Genomic DNA, 21,751 nt, shown 5'->3' on the forward strand with positions numbered 1-21,751 from the left:
AGTCTACTTTCGTTACACCATACTCAATATAAACATTCTCCTTGAATGTGATATCCAATGCATCAAGCACTTTTTGTTTATGATTTTGTTCACCTGTATACCAAATTCCTATACCTATTGCGATTAGTGCTATGATAATTGCACCACCAGTGATAAAAAATTTTTTCTTTCCAAATTTTTCAATCAAGTTCATTTTTTCTAACCCCCTTTATGATGTATCTATATATAGATTATACCACAACTCCAGATTTGATAACATATCAATTCACCTCACTTTCATCTCTAAATTTTATAATTGCAATATTCTGCTTAAAACAAGTATCACAGAGCCATCTATGCTTATATGGTGTAAGCAATTCTATGTTTGCAACGATTAAGTAGTCGATATCATTTGTGACAATATCATGCAACAGATCTTTTATATGACAACGTCCATTTGCCAGATTGATAGATGTTATGCCCAATAACGGAAATCTTCTATCTGCCGCAAATTCAATACATTTTTGGCGTAATCTCCCAAGTTCTGTACAGCTTCTTTCTTCTCTGACTATACAGTAAACCCAAGCCCTCATAAAATCATCCTCCTTTCAAATTATGTACCAGTGCGCAATGCGCACTGTATGTTTATTTGTAAATGAATACAGTATATTATCCTCTCCCCTGTATAATGGGCAGTCGTTGACAGTCCTAGCAGGACGTTCATAGGCATTTCAGCCTCCACCAACCAAGGTGGCATCATCTGAAGTATCATTATCTCCAACTGTTTCATGGCAAAGCAATCTGCTATGATTGCTAGTTCAATCGTGTATTATTCGCTCTTTTGCATTTTTTCATAGCAAAAATCATGGCGTACACATTGATGTGCTATCCTATAGATAGGATCAGTTGGTCAACGTTCAACAACTGGTTATAAATATCACAATTTTGTGATAATGATGTCAAAGAACGAGTAGGGCATAAAGCTCCCCTTACCCTAATAACGGATAATCAAAAACATAAATTGCCAAATAAAAATGAAAAAAAGAAGAATGGCTTATAGCCACTCTTCAAGATTTGTTAATTGCTCGCGTAAAATTTTGTAGATTCTGTGTTTATGATAATTAACTGTAGAGCGTTTCATATGCATCTTTTTAGAGATTTTTTCATCTGATTCACCAACAAATAATGACAGATATGCAATATTTTTATCTGTTTCATTAAAGCTATTGATAATGCTTTTGATTTTTGTTATCAAAATATTATCATTGATACTCTGTATCGTATCATCATAGACACCTATTATATCTTCCAGGGAGTGATTGTTTGCATTCAATGTGTTTAGAGATAAAAGGTCTTGATCCCGTTTCTTATCTCTCAGCTCTTTCCTATAGGAATAATAGCAAGTGTCAAAGACGTCTTTAGATACTTCTATATACATTCCATTAAGTCTTATATAATACTTTCTCTCATCTGAGTCTTCATTCTTTCTAACCCAAAAATCGTTTTTTGAATAATAGTCTTTCATTTATTTTTCCTCCATTTTCGTTTTTTTAAGCAAACAAAAATAGAGGGTGGAGGCCGGATTAAAAAGAAAATAAATATGTTTCTCTTCTCAATAATTAAAGGGAGTTTACGTAAAAAGAAAAAAAGTCCAATATAGTGTTTATCACCACTACACTGGACTAAATACAATTTACCGTTTATGTAAGTTCTTGGGCTTCTTCGGTTGGTATAATCCTAGCCAAGTAACACGATCGGCAGCTGTAGACGCTGCATACATAACGATAGATGTAAATATATCTTTAAACATAACCACTCCTCCTTTCACACTTTAATTTTATACAATGTGAAAAAAGACGCTAGGCTATTCATACAAGGAGATATAAAACTGTCATTATTTGATATGATTTAGTTGCAACATGCATAATAATGCTAACTCAAAGAGGGTGGAAAGTGTTAATATCACAAATAAGTCATATGACACAAAATATGATATGGTACCTCCAAAGATGTATGCTGCTAACATAAAAAAGTTTCTTTTTTTCAATTCATTTCTGATTAAAAATATAATAAAAAGCATTATGCAATAAAAAATTACAAGTGGTACCATTACTGTTTGAAGAATAATATACTTATAAATTAGTGTGAATGCACCTACACATATACCATACGTAGTTATACATTGACCTAGAGTTTTACAATGGTAACCTGTAAATGACATCTTTATCGGCGTGAGAAAAAAGATGAAAAGCAGGGAAAATTTAAAGCCATTAAGAATGGTCGCAACTGTTATGGCACACCCTAAACATAATATAGTTGATAATATGGCATCCATACCATAGCGAACTACATCATAATCTAGATCCTTTTTGTTATTTAACATGATGTAATTTGTTAATCTTTCCGAGAGTTTATCCATTCTCTACCTCCAGTTATGCTTCAATATTAAAGAAACAAATTTTTATACAATCTTCTTCAAGTGCAAAAGTACCTTTATATGCATGTATAATATCTTTTAAATTATCTAATAAATACTTGTCTTTTGAATATTTGTTTTCTGCTAATGAATATCCCATTATGATTTTTACACCAAATTCTACTTTTAAAATTTGCAGATTGATGTATTGATTTGTTTTATTAATACCATAGCTTAACATATTATCCATTAAGAGAATCAAATCAGCTTGTTGTATAAACGTTAGATCATCCTTAATAATTGTATTAAATTGAATGTTTTTTTGCTCCATAATGGAGTTTTTGCTATTTATAACGTAGTTTAATGCTTTATTGGAAGTCATAGCAAGAAATGGAGTTTTTTTATAAGAGAAAGTATTTAGAACGTCTAAAGCTTGCCTAGCATCATTCCTTTCTAAAGCGATTCTCATATCCATACATTTATTTCTAAAATCATGAATCCATAGATTGTAAGTATTGTACCATTCTATGTTCGCATTAGCGTTATCAAGATAATGATCTTGGAGCATTATATTCTGATTACGCAGGAGTTCTTTGTTGTATTTTATTACAATATAAATAGTGATAATGCAAACTATAGTTATGAAAGCTAATAATGTTATAGTGATAGGAATCGTCATATCTTTAGATATAAAGCAATAAAATACATATAAATTGCATATGAAAAACATGATCATTTCTACTAATATAAGTTTCAAATTCATCAAGCTAAATTTCATTTTTTGGCGGAAAGGAATAAATATAGTAATTAGAATGAATTTCTGGATTATAACTAACGAATAATATACAAGGTCATTTTCCATCATTACTTCAATATCACTTATTGCTGAAACCAAAAGTATCAGGCAACTTGCTAATAAAATATTTGTTGCAAACACGGATAAACTGACAAAAAACTTCCTCTTAATACTACCTTCATAATTATAGTAAACGTAAATGAACAAAATCAGATATACGGTCAATAACATAAAAGGATAGTGTAACGTATTAACTGTCATTGCGAATCCAGATAATATACAAACAATTAATAATTGTGCGTAGAAATTTTTGGATACTAACATGGTGTTTATAACTTGGATAATTATTGTATTTTCAATAATGCATAAAATGGCATTTATAAGATTTTCATTCATATCTAAACTCTATATTTATTGAATTTTATAGACATTTCCTTGTAACCTGTTCTGCTTAATAAACAAGAACTGCCATTATCCAAATAAACTTTAGCATTATTGAATCTGATTACATGATAAATATTGACCAACGTATTGCTTTTTGCATGTACAAAATGATGTAGCAGTAACAGATCTGTTACATCTTTTAAAGACATTCTTATGCGAATATTGTAATTCTTTAACTGGAAAATCACATAGTAACTTTCAGAATAAACACAATACAAGTCATTGATTCTAAGATGGTATGTATTTTGTTTGTCTTTCACTGTCAAGGTTTGTAATCTTGCCCTTATTTCACTTATTGCTGCATCAAATACTTTAGCTATTTTATCTTCAAATGATTGCTTGAAAATATATCTGTAAATTTTGTATTCAAATGCTTCAGACATAATATCTGTGTTTGTGTATGATGTAACCATGATTATTATGGGATCGTATTCATAATTCAGATTCTCAATAATACTAAAACCAGTAATACCAGATGTTAAATCATAGTCTAGAATTATAATGTGATAAAAATTATCCTTAATTGCTAAAGCGAATGTATCTACAGTAGTAAATGTATCTATCACGATATCTGTTTCTAGCATTTTATAAATAGTCTTAGATGCGTAATCAATAAAATCAGAATCATCATCTACTAATGCAATCTTTATCATCAGGTAAACCCCCCTTTATTCATATCATTACTACAATACACCCCACATTATCTATAGAGTTTTATGCTTTCTTTATCATACCTATTAAATTTATAATCTGGATTAATTCGTCCTTGTTCAACGTTTTTCCTGCATCACAATAGATTTCATATATTTTTTTGATATCTAAGTTTTGATCAGGTGAATAAGGAAATATAATCCTTGAATCCATATGTAGAACATCAATGATGCGAGCTAAAGCAACATATCCGGGAGCTTTAATGCCACGCTCTATTTCACTTATATATACAACTGATAAATTCGTTTTTTCAGCAAGTTCTTGCTGAGTAATATTATATTTTACTCTTTCCCGTTTTATATATTTACCTATCTTATCGCGCATTTCATTTTTAGTCATATTAAACATTCCTCTTATAATACAAATAGCATTACTTTTATTACTATAATTATAGTATTTCCAGCTATGCATTTGAATAAACTAAAATATATGAAATCATGCTATTAGCATTGATATTAGTAAGAATGATTTAAGTTACAAAATCTTTAACAATAATAAAAAAGCAGAAAACCATTATCTTATCACGATTATGGCAGGATATCGTTATATATACATGTTATTTACCAGCAATTATTTTGATAAATCATAAATGACATTCGCTATCCATAGATAAGTTTTGCTTACTATTGAGTTTAAATAATTTGAATCATTTAAACCCTATTTTTGGATTAAAAGGTTTAATTTTCAAATAATGAGAAAAGCTGATTGATTTTATATTGTAAACGATATATAATTAAGATATAGAAATACATAAGTAGAAATTCAGAATGCATATATCTATTTGGTACAGAAATATTATATGCGGAGGGCGATCATGAAGAAAATAAGGGTGCGGATTTTATTAATATTTATCATAATCTTACCTTTTATCATGGCTTACCATATATATCATAATAAAAAACAGTTAGAAGATTTAAAAAGCGGTAAAATTCAAATTGAAGAAGGGTATATTCCTTCTAGTGACATACATCCTGAATCAGCATATTTATGGATAATGCCTTATACTATAGTTGAGGTTGGGGTTCTTGTTTTCTATTTAGTGTATAGACAAGATTAAACAATAATCATTACTTTGGGCTATTTTCTTAATAATCGGACGTTATAGCTTAATGCTTTTATCATATGAGACATACGGAAAGGGGGGTGCTCTATGAACTATTCAAGTAAAAAAGACAATGTTGATTTAAATTCTACAGCTAGAGGCGGAATGCCTATTTGTGGTTTAAACAGTTGTCAAACCGCTTGTGTAAAATCATGTTCAATGATATGCGCATTATATTGCTCTCTAGGTGGCGCTGGCTATCAGAGTGACAATGCTAAAAAAAATATCTGAGTAGTCAAAATACATTGTCTTGCATAAAAATCGGCATTTGACACTGGAATGGCAATGTAAAGAAGCTAAGGATATAACAAGTAATAATTCAATGCAAATGATAAAAGATAAAGCTATTAACGGGGTAAATATAGGGGCAATCAAAATTTTTGATTGCCTTTATAAAAAAGGAGGGAATAGTCTTTTGACTAAAAAAACATGACATCATATACAATAGGTGAAAATCTCCCACTATGGGGAGGCGATGATACACAAACAATTACTTTTATAGTAACTAGTGATTGCAATTTAAGGTGTAAATACTGCTATGTAGTAGCTAAAGAAAATAATAAAAGAATGCATTTTAGTACCGCAAAAAAATTTATTGACTATTTAATGTCAGATAAATTAAATAGAAGTAAAAAAGTCGTACTAGATTTTATTGGTGGAGAGCCTCTTTTAGAAATTGAGCTAATTGATAAAATATGTGACTACTTTAAAATAAAGGCTTTTGAATTATCTGATGAATGGTACTGGCAATATAGAATCAACATCTGTTCTAATGGATTACTATATGAAGATGAGAAGGTTCAAAATTTCATCAAAAAAAATATTCATAAAATATCATTTGGAATAAGTATTGATGGCAATAAGCAAAAGCATGACTTAAATCGAGTTAAAGTAGATGGTTCAGGTTCTTATGATGATATCATGAGGATTTTGCCATTATGGAAACAACAATTTGTACCATCAACAAAAGTCACGTTTTCTAGTCCAGATCTTATTTATTTGAAAGATAGTATATTAGCATTATGGGATTTAGGTATTTATGATGTTGCAGCGAATGTTGTATATGAAGATGTTTGGAATACTGGTGATGATAAGATTTTGGAACAAGAATTGATGAGTTTAGCAGATCACATTATTGATAAAGAATTATACGATAAAGGGTATAAATGTACATTCTTTATGGACTTTTTAGGTGGATTTAATACACAAGGTGATTTGAATAGTATTTTTTGTGGAGCTGGGAAAATGTTGGCAATAGACTGTTCTGGAAATATCTATCCATGTATACGATTCTCACCTAATTCATTAAGTAATAAAAAAGCAAAGGTTATTGGAAATATAGAAAAAGGTTTAGATAAAGAAAAATTAAGAACATATGCATGTATAGATGCTTCTATGATAAGTAGCCAAGAATGTATTGAATGTCCAGTTGCTAAAGGATGCCCGTATTGTCAAGGCTTTAACTATGATGAATCTAAAAATGATACAATTTTCAATAGAACTGTATATCATTGTTTGATGCAAAAGGCAAGAGTTAGGGCGAATGATTATTTTTTTGCAAAGCTCTATAATCAAAAAGGAATAACTAGAGAAAATTATTCTAGCAATCATCAATATTTATACTTTATACTTTCTGACGATTATGTATCTTTTTGTCAATTTGAAAACAAATGTAATAGTCATAAAACCATGAATCAAGATTTAATACAGGAAGGATTAAATTTCTGTAGAGAAAATTTTTATAAGCCTGTATTTATACATTCAAATGAATTATATAATTTTGAAAGCAAGGACTTTTATGATTCTTTTATTATTGAACATATAATTCCAATTCAGAATTATGAGCATTCAAAAACATTAAAAAATGTCACATATGTAATTGAACCTGATACACTTGGTAAATTACGTAATAGAATTTCAAGATGTATATTTAATATAAATCAAGATCAAATTGATTCACTTTATAAGTTTATAACTGAAGTATTTAAATTTACAGATAGAGTTAATTTAAATGTAATTGGATTAAATGAAAATTTTCAGGAAGACTTATACCAAGAACAATTGATGCAGATATCAGATTATTTAGTACAATGTTTCAAGATTACTGGTGAAGTGAAAGAAATAAACGTTTTAAACGATGTGATGTATGAGGACACTCATGAAAACTGTAAAGCTGGGGATAGACTTTTTGCATTTGCTCCAAATGGCCGATTTTATATTTGTCCTAGTTTTTACAGTAATAATAAAAATGATGTTGGATGTTTAGAGAATGGCATTAATTTTGACAATAAATTATTCAATGCAAAAAGTCATTTTTTATGTAAGAATTGTAAAGCAAATCAGTGTTTGAATTGTGTTTATCTAAACAAAGAAAGCACTGATGAATTTAATGTTTCTCCATCATATCAATGTAGAAAAAGTAATATTGAGTTAAATGTCGCCTATGAACTTCAGAAACGTATACCCGAGGCTTTCATAAACAGTGTCAAGTTAGAGAAAGTGAAGAATTTAGATCCAATTATTTCAGCTAAACCTATAATGCCTCACTTTGATTATTAAGTAATAATGCAGGGTAGAAGTGTATTTTACTAATATGTTTCAGTGAAATTTTAATAATAACTGAATGAATATTATGAAACATTGGATTAAATGATTCGCATAAACGAAAAGAAAGGAGTAATATATACATGACCGCAAGACAAGTCGTTAAGAAAATAAGTGATGAAGAAAGAATAAGAATTGATACAATTTTGGAGAAAAAGCATGCTCTAGAAAATTTAGAAAAAATATCTAATCAATTAAGTGACAATAGTCTAATAAAATTAGATAAAGAGTATAAAACAACATTAGAACAATATAAGCAAATATGGCTTGAACTTTTTGAAACATACGCTTTATCTGCTGATAAAGATTGGAAAATTAATCTGTTAACTAACGAAATTTACACAGATGATAATTAAGTGAAGAAAATCAATAAAATAATCAGCAATATATTGTTTATATTGAAATTAATATTGAAGAATCAAGCATCCATTCTAGTTTTTTATATAATAATGCAAATAGTTAATACACTGGACCCATTGATATTCATGTTTTATATAACTAAAGTGATAAATATTCTTATGTCAACAGCTTCTCTTTTAGAGATATTAGAGTGGACATGTCTGATGATTATATGGAAACTAATTTCAAGTGTAATCTGTGGATGGATCAACATCTACATGATACCGACAAAAAGTTTAGTTTTATCAAAAAAACTACATTTGCTAGTTTATGAAAAATCAAGAAATGTTGATTATAGTTCATATGAAAGTCCTGATTATTTTGATAAATTTTCCATATCATTGGAACAAATGGATTCAAGAGTTATTTCAGTTATCCAAGATTTAGCAGGTTTTTTTGGATGTATTCTAGGGATATCAAGCTATATCGCGATTATTAGTATGTACGATGCAGCTTTGATTATTATAGTGATAATTAACGTCTTAATTATCACATGTTTTACAATGATAATCGCCAAAATCCAAAATAAGAGATATAAAGAATCAATACCTTTTGTAAGAAAGGCAGATTATTCAAAAAGGATATTTTATTTATTTGAGAATGCAAAAGAAATACGACTTAATAAAGGAATAAATCAATTACTGCTAAGAGATTATGAAAATTCTATGTATTCACAAATTTCTCTAATTAAGAAGTATGCACGAAAGACATTTCCTAATTTTTCATTAGAACAATTGATTTTGGTATTAACTTTAGGTATAGAGTATATGCAAATATCTCGCTCTGTAGTTTCTGGTAGCATTCTTGTTACCAACTTTTACCTATTACTATCTGGTGTTTCTCAAATGATAGATCAAATGCTTTCTATTATTAAAATTGCACCAAATTTCTATGAGCATTCATTATATATGGAACCTCTTGTAAATTTTTTAAGGCAAGAAACAGAGGACATTTTATCTACTACAGAAATTAATGAGATTCATGAAATCGCGTTAGAACATGTTTCATTTTGGTATAATGAGGATAACATAATCATAGATGATATATCTATAGTATTTCAAAAGGGAATACATATAATTTTAGGAGAAAATGGCGCAGGAAAAAGTACATTATTAAGTCTTCTTTGTCTGCTACGATCGCCAAACGATGGCTATTTGTTTGTAAATTCCATAAAAGCAAATAACTTTAATAAAGAAAGTTATTATGATAAGATGGGAGTATTATTTCAAGATTATGTGCTTTTCGCATTTTCTATTGCTGAAAATATATTGATGCGAAAGATTGAAAATGAAAATGATGAAAAGAAAGTCCAGAATGCATTAAAAATCGTAGGTCTATATGATAAAATCAAACAATTACCTAATGGTATAAACACTCAAGTATATCGTGAATTCGATAATGAAGGCTGTGTTCTATCTGGAGGTGAAGCACAAAGATTAGCTATGGCAAGGTTGCTAGTCAATAATTATGATGTAATCATATTGGATGAACCTTGTAGTTCTATTAGTCTCAATTCAAGAAGAATAATAATGGGGAAGATATTTGATTTATATAAAAATAAAATTGTATTCGTCGTAACTCATGATATTGATTGGATTGACAGAAAGGCAAATATATTTACTTTAAACAAAGGAAAACTAGAAGTAAGTTAATTTTAATATTAATGTTAAAGTTGGAAAAAGATATTTCCAATTAATTAAGCTTTGATTTGAAAGTAGTAATGCTATAATCAGGAGAGAAAACTACCTTTTAACATGCTTAGTGTTAAGACCAAAGCATTATGGACGTTTTTAAGGGGTCTCTAAATTGATTTGGGGAGAGCCTAAAAACCAGGGAAATTAAATTGGGGTTACTAGTACCCCGATTCAGTTTAAACCATTAAGACGCAATGTAACCTAATTGCGTCTTTTTAAGTGGGATAACTTCTGATGAGATCTGATTGTTGACATTATATAACAGAATGATACGACCCTTCGAATAACTGGCAGTCATATAGCTATCCTCTTGATCGATCACGTATATAGTATTTTTGTTACAGTATCCAATCCGTAATCGATCAATAATGAAATTCTCATCAATCCATTTATAGATATAAAATTGTTCGATCGTTGTACAGTTATATTCGTTCATGACTGCTCTTCCATTTCATATAATGTTCATGATTGCTTTTGCGTTTCCGCTCAATGACCGTTTCATCAGCCATAAGAGAAAACGTGCTCTCAGGGGTAAGTGTAAACATAAGCCTGTTTCTGAATCTGCGCCAGTTTCCATATCCGTTAGAAGTCCTTTTTACGTTCTTTATAATTTTGTTGCGATTCTCGATCAATGCGTTCGACATTGCTTTTCTATCTAATTCAGTATAAATACGTAATGAGTTTACTATTTCATGTTTCCATTCGTTGAGAGTGGAAGCGAAACTGCTGAATTCCTCCAAAGGACAGGCTCTGAATCTGTCTATCAATTCTTCCAGCTCATGGAGGGTTTCTGCTTCGCTCAGAACTCTTTTATCGTTTCGTTTCTTTGCTTCATCATATAGCTTTTTCGAACGGATCGTTGCTTTACCATCTTCTTTTATTTTCAGTTCAGGCAGTATTTCCTGATATGCAGGATCTTCTCCTTTCTCGATCAGTTTGATCGTATCATAATACATACAGAGGGAATCTTTTAAATTTATTGCAGTTTCCAGATGAGGATGAGATTCTTGAAGCTTATATTTGATATCATGATAATTCAGATATTGTTTCATCTTTCTGTTATAACGTTTCTTCTGATTGGCATCCAGCAGATGTTCATCATTTTTGAATAAAATCCAGCTGAATTTTTTAAGAAGATAATATTCATTTGATTTACGGCTGAATGATTTCTGTGTTTTGATCCTTATCTTGTCCAGTCTTCTGTTACACTCCTGTATTACGTGAAAGTGATCCACGATCACAATACAGGCTGGAAGATATCTCTGAGCGATTGAACGATACGTTCTCCACATATCTGTACTGAATACAGAAACTTCGCGACGTTCTTCAATAGGTATTGCGGAGAAGAAACGCATAAGATCCTCATAGGTTCTTGATGGCAGTATTTCAACTGGAGTTTTGTTTTTATAGTCAAGAAGAACACAGATGTATTTGCTTTTATCACTGCGGAATGCGTATACTTCATCAATACTGAGAAACTTAGGAAGTCGCCGCCGTCCGATGTCCACATGGGCATCAAATACATTCGCAATCGTAGTAGACGAAACATGATGCCTTCTTGCGACTGCGCTCATGGTCATATTAGGATCTTTCAGATCTTTCAAGATGAGTTGTGTAGTCAGGGAAGAATGTCTGAATGCTTTTTCAGTAAAAGGATTCATGGCGAAATAGGTATGATGACAGAAAGGACAAAGATAGCGGCGGTCTCTGAAACTGAGGACGGTTCTTGAGTCATTAAGGACAGAATGCTTGATTTTCCGTATATAATAATCTTTGATCAGCGGACGTCTCGCACCACATATGGGACAGGGTGGATATGTCGGATGTAAAGTGATATGGATAACGGTAACGTTGGCTGCAGGATCTCTTTCACACTTTACCAGCTGTATCTTATGAGGGTCAAGATTAAAAAGAGTGCAGATAAGATGGTCGTCTATGATTTTAGGCATAGAAAGGGTATCAGATAATGTATCAGAATCTTTCATTATGAGTTGGTTGTTACATTTATTTGATTTCATTGATGGAAATCCTCCTTTTCTTCTACAAATCAAGCATAATGCAGAATGAACAGGAGGTCACTTCTCAGATTTATTCGGAGGTTTGAAAACTGCGACATGAAAAGACCTGATCATGATCGTAGTGAGAAGAAATAAAATATGATTATGACAGTCAATGAACGATAAAAGAAAAACATAGAGATCCTGGCGTTTGCTCATGATACGATCTAAACCTGATTTCAATTTCATCATATTGATTTCTTTGTTTGCGGATCTTACTTCTTCTTTGGAAAACATCAGGATCATATGATTGAGAACAGATCTTGAAATATTCATAGCTGCACATACCTTTGTCTTATTACCTTGTATAGAACCGAAAAAATAAAGATAGAGTGTTTTGATGATAAAAGAATAAGAATAAGAGGAAAAGGGGAGGAGAAAAAAAGGAAGTATAGCGTGATAAGTGCCACATTCTTCACATTTCACAACACGGATATTGAGAATCAGGTATACATTTGATTCAATGTATACATAACGCTGATAGGAAGAATCGATAGAAAGGGAATGCTCATTGGAACATTTGTCATTAGGGCAGACAAAAGATTTGATATGGTTATCTACTTGTCTGTCATATAGCTCCTGTAAAGAAGATTCAGAAAGAGCTGAAGTGAAAAGTTAAATTCCACTTTCAAAAGGCGAATAAAAAATGTGGAACTTTCTTCTACAAAAGTCTATACAGAGCATAAATATAGCGTTAGAAAGGGTTTCAAATAGGTAGAAGTAAGTAAAAATGTGAAGAAAGTGGTCATTGTGCGAATGATAGATAAAATGAATAAGCGCACTGAAAATAGGCTCCATTATGCCTATGTATAACTAAATTCCACTTCCATTTTATAGTTACACTATAAATAACTGTTCTTTGCCGCTGCTCTTATCATTCTTTATATCATCTGTTTGTTACTTATGAGTCAATACGCTTGGACGAAGTATCACTTCGTCCTTTTCTATTTTCTGTAGACCAAATTCATAAAGTTTCTGCGCTAATTCCGGACACATGAACTCACATAGCTCAAATGGGGATTTTCCATTCAAATGTTCCTTGGCACTGGAATTGATATGTGAGATGGCTACATTCAAGGAAGTCTGATCGGTCAGGCCGATACTGCGTAAGTCTACTTCGTTAGGTAATATATAACGTAATTCACGATGCATATTTTCCAGGCTTCCTTTCTGCCCGGACTGCATAGGGTCGCAATAGAAGACTCGTGTCCTTCTGGTACCATCGTCTCTTTTTTCCATATGCTCAGCATCAGTAAATTCACCTCCGCGATCAGTGAGTGTTATATGAGCTTCCTGTTCAAACAGGCTTTTTCCAAGGATGGAATCAAGAACAGCTAGTCCGTCAACCATATCTGCAGCAGTCTTCGTGTCGTGATATACAGCAAACAGGAGCCCATATTTGATGAATTTGAAAGTCTGGATAAACGGTCCATTGGAAATGTCATTATAGACTGTATCCATTTGTAAAATGTGTGTGATTTCCTCAGACTCAACATAGGATTGGTAATCTGTGTAAAGCCGTCCAACAAGGAATTTACGGTCTTGTCGTTTTTTATAGATCGTCTTCTTCTTAGCGGTCATTTTTCTTTTGACTTTTATACGAAGGTCAATATTAGCAATGCCAACACATTCGAATACACCTTGTTCAATATAGTTGTAGAGTGTCTTCTCACTGATTCCAAGTTCGGGATGTGCAGCTATGATCTGATAAGGTGAATGACCTTTTAATATAAGAGGCTTGATGGTATTGCCTAGCTCTACAGCTTCTGATGAGGTCAGATTGATTCCGGTTCGAGACTCAACGAGTTCGCTACGGTATTCCTCATAGGCGATCGTAGGTTTATAGAGGTATTTATCAAAGCGGCAGCTTTTCAGTTTCTCACAGCCATTACAAGCTCCCGGAGTACGATCTCTGCGTTTGCAGCGGAACTTAGAATAATCAGGGCAGTTGACAGTACAATTCTTTCTCTTAAACTTACAGTGAGCATAGTTCTCGCATTCTAGAGAAAGTGTAGATTTATGAGAGAGATAACGGTGAGCACGGATTTCCTTACCTATCGTAGATTTATCTTTGCCTAGATTATCAGCAATAGCTTTTTTAGAAGAACCATTAACGATGCCGATCGCGATGACATTGCGATCGTCCTGAGTCAGATGTTTGTTTTTGTTCGTTGCCATATTCATCACCCTTTGTAATGTGTATGATAATAACCAGCGGTTACCTTCATCATAGATATAAAAAAGGATATATGAAAGACTAAATGCAATTGTAAGTGTAAATTCAACTAGATTGTTGTGTAAGAGTCTTTTCTACTTAGCTACTTTGAAAGTGGAATTTAACTTTTCACTTCAGCAGATTCAGAAAGATGAGAAATATGTTTGAATTTCTGTGAGAAATATAGTATCATAAAATTACTCAAGAGAGTAGGAAGAGATTGGTGACTGTGCAAAGGTCGTCTCTTCTTTTTATTTTCTCTGACTCCGTTATGATTATTATAATACAAATGAAAAAAGACTGCTAATCGTGAGCAGTCGTAGGATTCCCCAATTCAGTTTAAATATATGAGCGTTGAATGATTTAGCTGTCCCCAACATTTTTCCATGCCTTGTTTCACCCACACACAATTTAAATATTCTTTTTAAGATACCATAATGCTTTTTTTATGTTTCAGCAAAAGCAATCAAATCCTTGCTCTGAAGAATGTATTTTTAATTTCATCCAACCCGCAAGAAGAGTCTAAGTATTAGCGATAAAGTGAATTTCAAAGCATAATTAGATTATTTAACGAAAAGCTGAATTTAATTAAAATGGTGTTATGCAAAAGAATGGATGCTCCACTATTAATAGAAAATTCGTAATAAATAAGAGTATCATGGTCTATATTCATAAAGCTATCGTGCAATTTTTTGCACTGTAATGTGAACAGAGGAGATGGTTGTCTATATTTATAGCTTTTTCAGTATCATTCTAATTAAACGACCTTAATGATAAAGCTTTATTGGATATAGAAAGAGAAGAAATAGAAAAAAACAAAGGCCGGTACGTTTGCTGACCTTTGTTTATACTTTAGTCAACGTATCAGATAAATTTAAAGGAAAAAAGCACTTATTCTAAAATGTCAAATCTGTGAATCTATAATTTGCACAAATGACTAAATAGCAATAAAATGATATTTTTAAGTCGGGAGGATATGATATGAAAAATGATTATGAATATTTGTATGGAAAAATGCTTGATGAATTTTCAGAATTAGTAAAGTGTTTGATGTTTGTAAGTTTTGCGGCTGGTACTGATGACAATGTAGCTTTAACTGAGGTTGCACCTTTGTTACAAAATTTATCTAAAGATTTAACGGAATGTTATAATCACTTTGTTGAGGCAGCTTCAATAATTTTTATGAAAGATGATTATCAGAAACTTAATTATTTTAGCAACAGTTTGAGCAACGAAATACTTAGAGAATTACATAGTCTCAATGAAATGGATGAATCAAAAAAAAATAAGGAGTAGAGCTCGCTCTATTCCTTATTTTGTAATACCATAACCTGCAATATAAATACTACCAACCCGATAACTATTTTGCCTACATTCATCATTTGTACTATTGCCTTCAATCGTATAAACAGTGCCATTTTCTACTTTTTCAACGATGCCTACATGGTCACTGATTCCATCATTTTGCCAGTCAAAAAAGATGACATCTCCCGATGCTGGTGTATATTGTCTGCCTTGCCATTGATCATGTTGCTTGAACCATTGAATCCCTGTTGGGCAGTAGGCAAATTTAGGAACAGTACCATCCTCGATTAAGCCTGCTTCATTCATAACCCAACTTACAAAACAGGCGCACCATTCCACACGACTGTTGAAACCATACCAGCTCCAATACGGACGCCCGCCAATATTGCCAATCTGCGATTGTGCAATCTGTACAACATCATGATTACCAATATGGTAATACTGCATAACATGCGGCACATATTGTGGGTCACCATAAACATCTGTCTTGAGTTCTGCTTTTTTCTGGTCACTATACACCTTGGCATTGGCTCGTGTATAACTACCAAAATTCACATTCACCCAATCAATGTAGCCTTTGCCAAAATTATATGCCTGCAGTGCAAGAGAAAGATGATTGATATCTGATGGATTTTTTACTTTTGCAAGTCTTATCGTATCTGATAAATAATGAATACCTACTTCTATAGAATATTCTGAATCAGTAATACCATTTGGTTCATTCGGATACTTCGTATTATACTCACATTCGCTTGACTGCATAGGATCACTACCTTGACCACCACTTTCCTGCATCATGACAGCATTGATTACTCCTACATAATCCTCGATGTCGTATTTCTTTGCATATTTTGATACAGTATCGGAATATGCAAGAACCTCTGGGCTGACAGACAGCAATGCACTATTGACACTGCTGTCATCAGCTAGAGCAGAGAACACACCAAAAAACAGTGCCAAGACAACCAGCAAGATAAATGTACCACCGATACTCAGAATATTCTGCACGCTAGTTACTGCAACCTTGACTACCTTAAAGGTGTTCTTGATTCCGTTGCCTAGATGACCAATTCCTTTTTTTATTCTACTGCTGTTTTGCTGCGCTTTTTTCACTTTCTGCTTATGCTTGTGGATATGAAAAAAGTGCATCTTCGATTGATAGTCATTCTTGTTTACAGGTCTGAATTTCACTTGTTTTGATGACCCTTTTGCTGACTTTATTTTTATTTTACGATCCGGCTGCTTATCCGATCGAATTGAAGATGTTTTCTTTGCATCAGATTTAAGCCTAGATGTGGTTCTATTCGCAGCAGCATCTTTTTCTTTTGTCTTGATCAAATGAGAATCATTGCTTTTTCCATTTTTTATATCAGCTTGTTTTTCTTTAATATCAGCACCAGATTTAAAGGACTCATCAATCAACCTCTTATTCTTGATATCCGCTTGTTTCCTTTTTATCTTCTTTGCATACTGCTTGGCCATATATACGCTTTCAGCAGCGGTTTTCTTTTCTCTACCTACAACTGTATTCGTTGCCTTTTTGCTAGGGTCTGAAATATTAGCTGAATCTTGTTGTGATTGATTTGATTTTTCTTTTACATTCTTCTCTTTGGTAAAGTGTTGCAGAGTTTTATTTTTATCAAGAGAATTGATATCCTGCTTGGTTTCTTTTACTTTGATATCTTTCATAAATTATCTAGCATCATGCTTCACAGTTTTTCTATGTTCAGGAGGACAATATTCAGGATATTTTAATTTTATCGCCTCAAAAAAGTAGGGAGCTGATTCACAACAGAACAGATCATAAGGAGTGGATGGGAGCTTTTCATCAGTATATCCATTCCACATGTTAAAAGCAAAAAGTGTTGCCTTAATGGAACCGCTTGTCTGCCAGCTACCTTCTAATCCTTTTGGTTTGATTCGGTCATTTTTAAAATCAAATATCGTTTGAATATTTGCTCTTGTATCAGGATTGATTCCTAATGTATAGAATATCGCTCTGTGATAACTATCATCCCTTTTCGAATGTGCCATACAGTCTAGGAAAAACTTTTCGTGTTGAGAATCTTTAAATCGTAATTGCATATAGAACACTTCCTTTCATATGTCAATTTTGCAATTAAAAAAATCGCACATTTGTTTATAGGTTCTAAGGCTCCTATAATGAGTGCGAAAGAAGGTGGAATTTACATGGATAAATTTTTAAAATCATTTTATGATGAACATTTTGTGAATAGGGAAAACAATAAAATCGAAGATACTGCTGAATATAAAAAACGCTCTGATCATCATGAACAGCTTTTATTGCAAATCCATAGTTCTTTGATTAAAGTTCTTCCGGCCAAAGAAGCTATTGGATTGCTCAACGATTTCAATGATGCGATGTTTCATCTTTTGGCATTGTATCAGTATGAAGATTTCAAATACTATTTCCTTACTGGTATTCAACTTGGCATAGAGATAACACGAACAAAACATCCCGATTTAACGGTTGAACAAATCATGCAGCTGCTACATCAAATAAAAGAAGATAACTCCTGCTGAATCATCACATCAGGAGTTATTTTATTATCTATCTTTATCTTTGGGCAGCGCCTTTTCAAGGAACGCTGCATCATTCGTTTTACTTTCTCCAATCTGCTTCAAATCTTTTTTAACAGAACTCTTATCCAATCCATCCAGTTTCTTATAAGCTGATTGTGTTTTCTGATATAATGCCTCAATTTTTTTGTATAAGCCTATTCCGGCATGTTGTAACACGTTCAGCTTTTGCGTATCACTTTGAAAGGGAACAGCATCCTTGCCCATCATGATACGACCGATATTTTTAAAGTTATGCTTGATATTTCTTGATTGTGCAGTAATTTCTGTTACTTTGCTATTGAATGCTCCTACAACTCCATTTGCAACTGCGAGGGAATGTCCAATATGCTGTAATGCCTGTTTAAAGTGCAGTGTATCTACCGTCTTGATTACAGCATGTTTTCCTTTGCTTTTGAATTCATCTACAGACTGCTTGACGGCAGTTCTAAATGAGTTCTTTGTTTTCTCAAATAATTCTCTTGTATGATTGACCGCAAGTTCCAGTTTATCTGTAATTACAGTGAGGCGAGATCTTGTTTCCGGATTCTGTAAAGTCTGGATCGTTTCCTTTAAACTTGTGACTTCCTGAATCAGTTCTGTGAATTTTTGATCCATGGTATCTAAATATTCTAAAAGTTCTTTGGTTTCTTTTACTTCTTTGTTTTTGCCACCCTGCATAAGTGCTTTTAAATACTCCTGAACGATGGGCTCATTTTGCATTGAAATTGCGGGTAATTGTTTTTCCATGTGCGATTACACATCCTCTCTATCTTTTGGTTTTGTTGTCATAAGCTGATATAGTTTTGTATCTTTTGGAAACTTATTTACGAACGGGACAAGGGAACCACCATATTTGATAAGTCCACATCCAGATTGAGCATTCGTAATATAAGAAAGTTGTTCTTCGGAAATATTCAGTAGCTTTGCCAGCTTCTCTCGATCCTGATAGGACTGATTCAGCATAACGACAAATTCGGAGTTGCTGATCATTGTACTGGCTTGCGTACTGTCTAATAGATACTCCACATTTTGCGTGATGCCTGTTGGAAAGGCATCACGTTTACGGAATTGTCGCCAAGCCGAGTTAAAGAATGATGCACTCTCTTCATTCTCAAAGACGACATGGAATTCATCCAGAAAAATATGCGTTCGTTTGCCCTTACGCCAGTTATCATTGACCCGATTGATCATTGCATCTGTAATGACCAATAGCCCCATCGTTTTCAGTTGTTTTCCTAAATTAAAAATATCATAGGAAATAATGCGGTTTTCTACATCCACATTCGTTTCATGTGCGAATGCGTCAAGACTTCCATCTGTAAACAATTCGAGTTTCAGGGCAAGACTGCGTGCCTCCAGTTCTGGCTGTTCCAACAGTTTCTTTCTCAACACATTTAGTGTAGGAACCGGACCACGTCGTTTATAGTCTGAATATACCAAGGCAACGCAACGGTCGATGATGCTTCTATCCACTGGCTTGATACCATCTCGATCCAACTGCTCAAATAAAGACATCACAAATTGAGATTTATCGCCAACCGGATTACCAGTATCTCCGTATCCTTCAACCATGTCCATTGCATTGATATGATCTTTACTGCCCGCAGAAATATGAATGACTTCTCCATTCAGTTCTTCAATGAGGGCAGTATATTCCGATTCCGGATCACATATTAGAATATCGTCATTGGTTGAGAGTGCAATGAATACAATCTGTTCCTTGGTTAGAAAAGACTTTCCGGAACCAGGTACGCCCAACTGAAAAGCATTTGGATTTAAAAGGTTTTCCTTATTACAAAGAATCAAATTGTTAGTAATGGCATGTTGACCAAACCAGATGCCTTTTTTATCCATGATATCCTGCGCTCGGAAAGGTATGAACACTGCAGCGCTCTCTGTAAGCAGTGTTCTGACGATATTCAACTTATTGATGCCTAAGGGCAGTGCTGTATTTAAACCATCCAGCTGCCGGCTCGCAAAAGCCAATGTCGTAAGCTCGCACATATACTTTCTTGCGACTGCCATCAATGTTTCTGTATCTGTATCAAGTTCTTCCAAGCTATCTGCTAAATGCACCAATGTAATCGTACCAAACATCATTCTCTGGTCACGTACTGTCAGGTCATCTAAGAATTCTTTTGCCTCATGCCTCTGCTGCTCCATATCGTAAGGAATGACCGCACTGAAGTTGTTGTTGTTGTTTTGCTTTCTCTGCCAATTGGTGATATTTGTTTCTACCCCCAACAAGCGATTTTCTACTTCCTTAACCGCTTCATCTGTCTGCACTGTTACGATATCAATAGAAAACATCAAATTTTTATTGAGCGAACATACCTCAGATACAAAACTGTCCTTGATATAGCGTGCGTAATCACTCAGATATAAGACACGTCCAAATTTATCACCAATCTTGAAATACTTATGCTCAAATATTGGTGCCTTTGGACAGATAGCATCCTTGAAACTGTGTCCTTTTTTCATGGAATTATTCAGATCAAAGTTGATAAATTCTTCCTCACCGCTCCGGAAAAAATCATGAAGAACCTTTAAACGTTCTATTGCATCCATGCTCTCACACGATGAACCTAATTTAGCGAAATGGGAAGATAATTCTACTGTGGTTCGGTTAAAGAAATTCTTTGCTTCTTCATAATTGTTTTTGAAAATTGTGACAGTAAGGTACTTCTCTTGCAGAATATCTTCTGATCCGGATACCTTGTCTAGCAACATCTGATTGTATTCTTCACGATATTTATTCAATCCATCATTCTGATATGGTATCAGTATCTCACTTTTGAAATCTTTGATGTTGATCTTTCGATTATTGATTGTGATTTTGGACATTGTTGAGCTGTCCAACGAGTTCAGCAATTCTGAATAATCTAGAAAGATATTGATTTTTTCATCTTTTGAGGCAATGGAATAATTCACATCCTTAAACCGATATGTCATACTGTAACGATTGCCTAATTTAAAAATACCATCCTTGTAGACGGTATCCGCTTCAACAATATCCTGAGCCTTTTTAGGAATCCTCAGCTTATTTTTATTTTGCTTTCTTAATCGTTCGTAACCCTTTATCATTTTTCTTTAAGTCCTCCTTCAAATGACGTTCAATGTTATCTTTCAAACACTCGTAATATATATTGACAGGCTGGAATATGAGCTGACGCTGTTTTAACAAAAAAGAGCGGATTGCGGTAATGACAACCTGCTCTGCATTCATACCCTGATATTTCACAAATCCTAACATCGCGAACGGTGCAGCGCCCAGCATACACAGCCAACTGGTCAACTCTATCCCTAACTTGTCAATAAAAACAAAGTACAGAATAACTGCAACAACACAAGCTATGACTGAAAAAAAGCATTGCCGAACAGATAATCCAAAGAAAATACTCTCAGTGTATTCTCTGATTTCCTTATTGATTTTTACTTCCATTTTA

The 21,751-nt window shown here is 33.0% G+C and carries 23 protein-coding genes; 7 read left to right on the forward strand and 16 right to left on the reverse strand.

The window, feature by feature from the left end; genetic code table 11:
• From ACLUJM_RS07770 to ACLUJM_RS07805, 8 genes are all read right to left on the reverse strand, one after another.
• Positions 1 to 193 (reverse strand): hypothetical protein (locus ACLUJM_RS07770; protein ID WP_412412581.1); only part of this gene is annotated, 193 nt, incomplete at its 3' end.
• 67 nt (positions 194 to 260) lie between these two features.
• Positions 261 to 572, reverse strand: a complete 312-nt coding sequence (locus tag ACLUJM_RS07775; protein ID WP_008819557.1) for a hypothetical protein — start codon at positions 570 to 572, stop codon at positions 261 to 263.
• A gap of 461 nt (positions 573 to 1,033) precedes the next feature.
• Entirely contained in the window at positions 1,034 to 1,504 is a 471-nt protein-coding gene (locus tag ACLUJM_RS07780) for a sigma-70 family RNA polymerase sigma factor (RefSeq protein ID WP_008819556.1), read from the reverse strand.
• 168 nt (positions 1,505 to 1,672) lie between these two features.
• On the reverse strand, positions 1,673 to 1,789 hold the full coding sequence (locus tag ACLUJM_RS07785; protein ID WP_008819555.1) for a cyclic lactone autoinducer peptide: 117 nt from the start codon (positions 1,787 to 1,789) through the stop codon (positions 1,673 to 1,675).
• Between the two features lie 84 nt (positions 1,790 to 1,873).
• Entirely contained in the window at positions 1,874 to 2,398 is a 525-nt protein-coding gene (locus ACLUJM_RS07790; protein WP_008819554.1) for an accessory gene regulator B family protein, read from the reverse strand.
• 13 nt (positions 2,399 to 2,411) lie between these two features.
• Entirely contained in the window at positions 2,412 to 3,587 is a 1,176-nt protein-coding gene (locus tag ACLUJM_RS07795) for a hypothetical protein (RefSeq protein WP_008819553.1), read from the reverse strand.
• A 2-nt stretch (positions 3,588 to 3,589) separates the two neighbouring features.
• A complete protein-coding gene (locus ACLUJM_RS07800; RefSeq protein ID WP_008819552.1) occupies positions 3,590 to 4,288 on the reverse strand; it encodes a LytR/AlgR family response regulator transcription factor in 699 nt (232 codons plus the stop codon).
• Between the two features lie 61 nt (positions 4,289 to 4,349).
• Complete coding sequence (locus tag ACLUJM_RS07805; RefSeq protein WP_008819551.1) at positions 4,350 to 4,685, reverse strand: helix-turn-helix domain-containing protein; 336 nt, start codon at positions 4,683 to 4,685, stop codon at positions 4,350 to 4,352.
• 475 nt (positions 4,686 to 5,160) lie between these two features.
• On the opposite strand from ACLUJM_RS07805, the gene ACLUJM_RS07810 reads away from it, so the two are divergent.
• The 5 genes from ACLUJM_RS07810 to ACLUJM_RS07830 all read left to right on the forward strand — a co-directional run bounded on the left by ACLUJM_RS07810 (position 5,161) and on the right by ACLUJM_RS07830 (position 10,103).
• The gene (locus ACLUJM_RS07810) at positions 5,161 to 5,403 is read left to right on the forward strand and encodes a hypothetical protein (protein WP_008819550.1); all 243 of its coding nucleotides are present in this window, start codon (positions 5,161 to 5,163) and stop codon (positions 5,401 to 5,403) included.
• A gap of 93 nt (positions 5,404 to 5,496) precedes the next feature.
• The gene (locus ACLUJM_RS07815; protein ID WP_008819549.1) at positions 5,497 to 5,679 is read left to right on the forward strand and encodes a hypothetical protein; all 183 of its coding nucleotides are present in this window, start codon (positions 5,497 to 5,499) and stop codon (positions 5,677 to 5,679) included.
• 198 nt (positions 5,680 to 5,877) lie between these two features.
• Entirely contained in the window at positions 5,878 to 8,007 is a 2,130-nt protein-coding gene (locus tag ACLUJM_RS07820) for a radical SAM peptide maturase, CXXX-repeat target family (RefSeq protein ID WP_008819548.1), read from the forward strand.
• Between the two features lie 128 nt (positions 8,008 to 8,135).
• Positions 8,136 to 8,408, forward strand: coding sequence for a hypothetical protein (locus ACLUJM_RS07825; protein WP_008816939.1), 273 nt, complete (start codon positions 8,136 to 8,138; stop codon positions 8,406 to 8,408).
• A 207-nt stretch (positions 8,409 to 8,615) separates the two neighbouring features.
• The gene (locus ACLUJM_RS07830) at positions 8,616 to 10,103 is read left to right on the forward strand and encodes an ATP-binding cassette domain-containing protein (RefSeq protein WP_412412582.1); all 1,488 of its coding nucleotides are present in this window, start codon (positions 8,616 to 8,618) and stop codon (positions 10,101 to 10,103) included.
• A gap of 464 nt (positions 10,104 to 10,567) precedes the next feature.
• Here ACLUJM_RS07830 and ACLUJM_RS07835 read toward each other — a convergent pair whose 3' ends face one another.
• The 3 genes from ACLUJM_RS07835 to ACLUJM_RS07845 form a co-directional block, all read right to left on the reverse strand.
• Positions 10,568 to 12,163: an ISL3 family transposase gene (locus ACLUJM_RS07835; RefSeq protein WP_008816942.1), complete on the reverse strand. Its 1,596-nt coding sequence runs from the start codon at positions 12,161 to 12,163 to the stop codon at positions 10,568 to 10,570.
• A 57-nt stretch (positions 12,164 to 12,220) separates the two neighbouring features.
• Positions 12,221 to 12,751 carry a DUF6431 domain-containing protein gene (locus ACLUJM_RS07840; RefSeq protein ID WP_222859840.1) on the reverse strand — a complete coding sequence of 177 codons (531 nt, stop codon included), beginning with the start codon at positions 12,749 to 12,751 and terminating at the stop codon, positions 12,221 to 12,223.
• A gap of 348 nt (positions 12,752 to 13,099) precedes the next feature.
• Entirely contained in the window at positions 13,100 to 14,380 is a 1,281-nt protein-coding gene (locus ACLUJM_RS07845; protein ID WP_008817836.1) for a helix-turn-helix domain-containing protein, read from the reverse strand.
• A gap of 1,018 nt (positions 14,381 to 15,398) precedes the next feature.
• Here ACLUJM_RS07845 and ACLUJM_RS07850 point away from each other — a divergent pair.
• Positions 15,399 to 15,713, forward strand: coding sequence for a hypothetical protein (locus ACLUJM_RS07850; protein ID WP_008816945.1), 315 nt, complete (start codon positions 15,399 to 15,401; stop codon positions 15,711 to 15,713).
• Between the two features lie 15 nt (positions 15,714 to 15,728).
• Here ACLUJM_RS07850 and ACLUJM_RS07855 read toward each other — a convergent pair whose 3' ends face one another.
• Together ACLUJM_RS07855 and ACLUJM_RS07860 are read right to left on the reverse strand one after the other, a co-directional pair.
• Positions 15,729 to 17,411 carry a lysozyme family protein gene (locus tag ACLUJM_RS07855; RefSeq protein ID WP_008816946.1) on the reverse strand — a complete coding sequence of 561 codons (1,683 nt, stop codon included), beginning with the start codon at positions 17,409 to 17,411 and terminating at the stop codon, positions 15,729 to 15,731.
• A 3-nt stretch (positions 17,412 to 17,414) separates the two neighbouring features.
• Entirely contained in the window at positions 17,415 to 17,807 is a 393-nt protein-coding gene (locus tag ACLUJM_RS07860; protein WP_008816947.1) for a DUF6075 family protein, read from the reverse strand.
• Positions 17,808 to 17,912: 105 nt separating this feature from the next.
• Between ACLUJM_RS07860 and ACLUJM_RS07865 the strand changes: the two genes are divergently transcribed.
• Positions 17,913 to 18,266, forward strand: coding sequence for a hypothetical protein (locus tag ACLUJM_RS07865; RefSeq protein WP_008816948.1), 354 nt, complete (start codon positions 17,913 to 17,915; stop codon positions 18,264 to 18,266).
• 24 nt (positions 18,267 to 18,290) lie between these two features.
• Here the strand turns inward: ACLUJM_RS07865 and ACLUJM_RS07870 are convergent, their stop codons facing one another.
• The 3 genes from ACLUJM_RS07870 to ACLUJM_RS07880 are packed head-to-tail and all read right to left on the reverse strand — an operon-like array spanning position 18,291 to position 21,747.
• The gene (locus ACLUJM_RS07870) at positions 18,291 to 19,052 is read right to left on the reverse strand and encodes a DUF6674 family protein (RefSeq protein WP_008816949.1); all 762 of its coding nucleotides are present in this window, start codon (positions 19,050 to 19,052) and stop codon (positions 18,291 to 18,293) included.
• Positions 19,053 to 19,058: 6 nt separating this feature from the next.
• Positions 19,059 to 21,389, reverse strand: coding sequence for a VirB4-like conjugal transfer ATPase, CD1110 family (locus tag ACLUJM_RS07875; protein WP_008816950.1), 2,331 nt, complete (start codon positions 21,387 to 21,389; stop codon positions 19,059 to 19,061).
• Entirely contained in the window at positions 21,352 to 21,747 is a 396-nt protein-coding gene (locus ACLUJM_RS07880; protein WP_008816951.1) for a PrgI family protein, read from the reverse strand. The genes ACLUJM_RS07875 and ACLUJM_RS07880 overlap by 38 nt, the downstream gene beginning before the upstream one ends.
• Positions 21,748 to 21,751: the final 4 nt, after the last annotated feature.

Source organism: Finegoldia sp. (assembly GCF_046991905.1).
Taxonomy (GTDB): domain Bacteria; phylum Bacillota; class Clostridia; order Tissierellales; family Peptoniphilaceae; genus Finegoldia.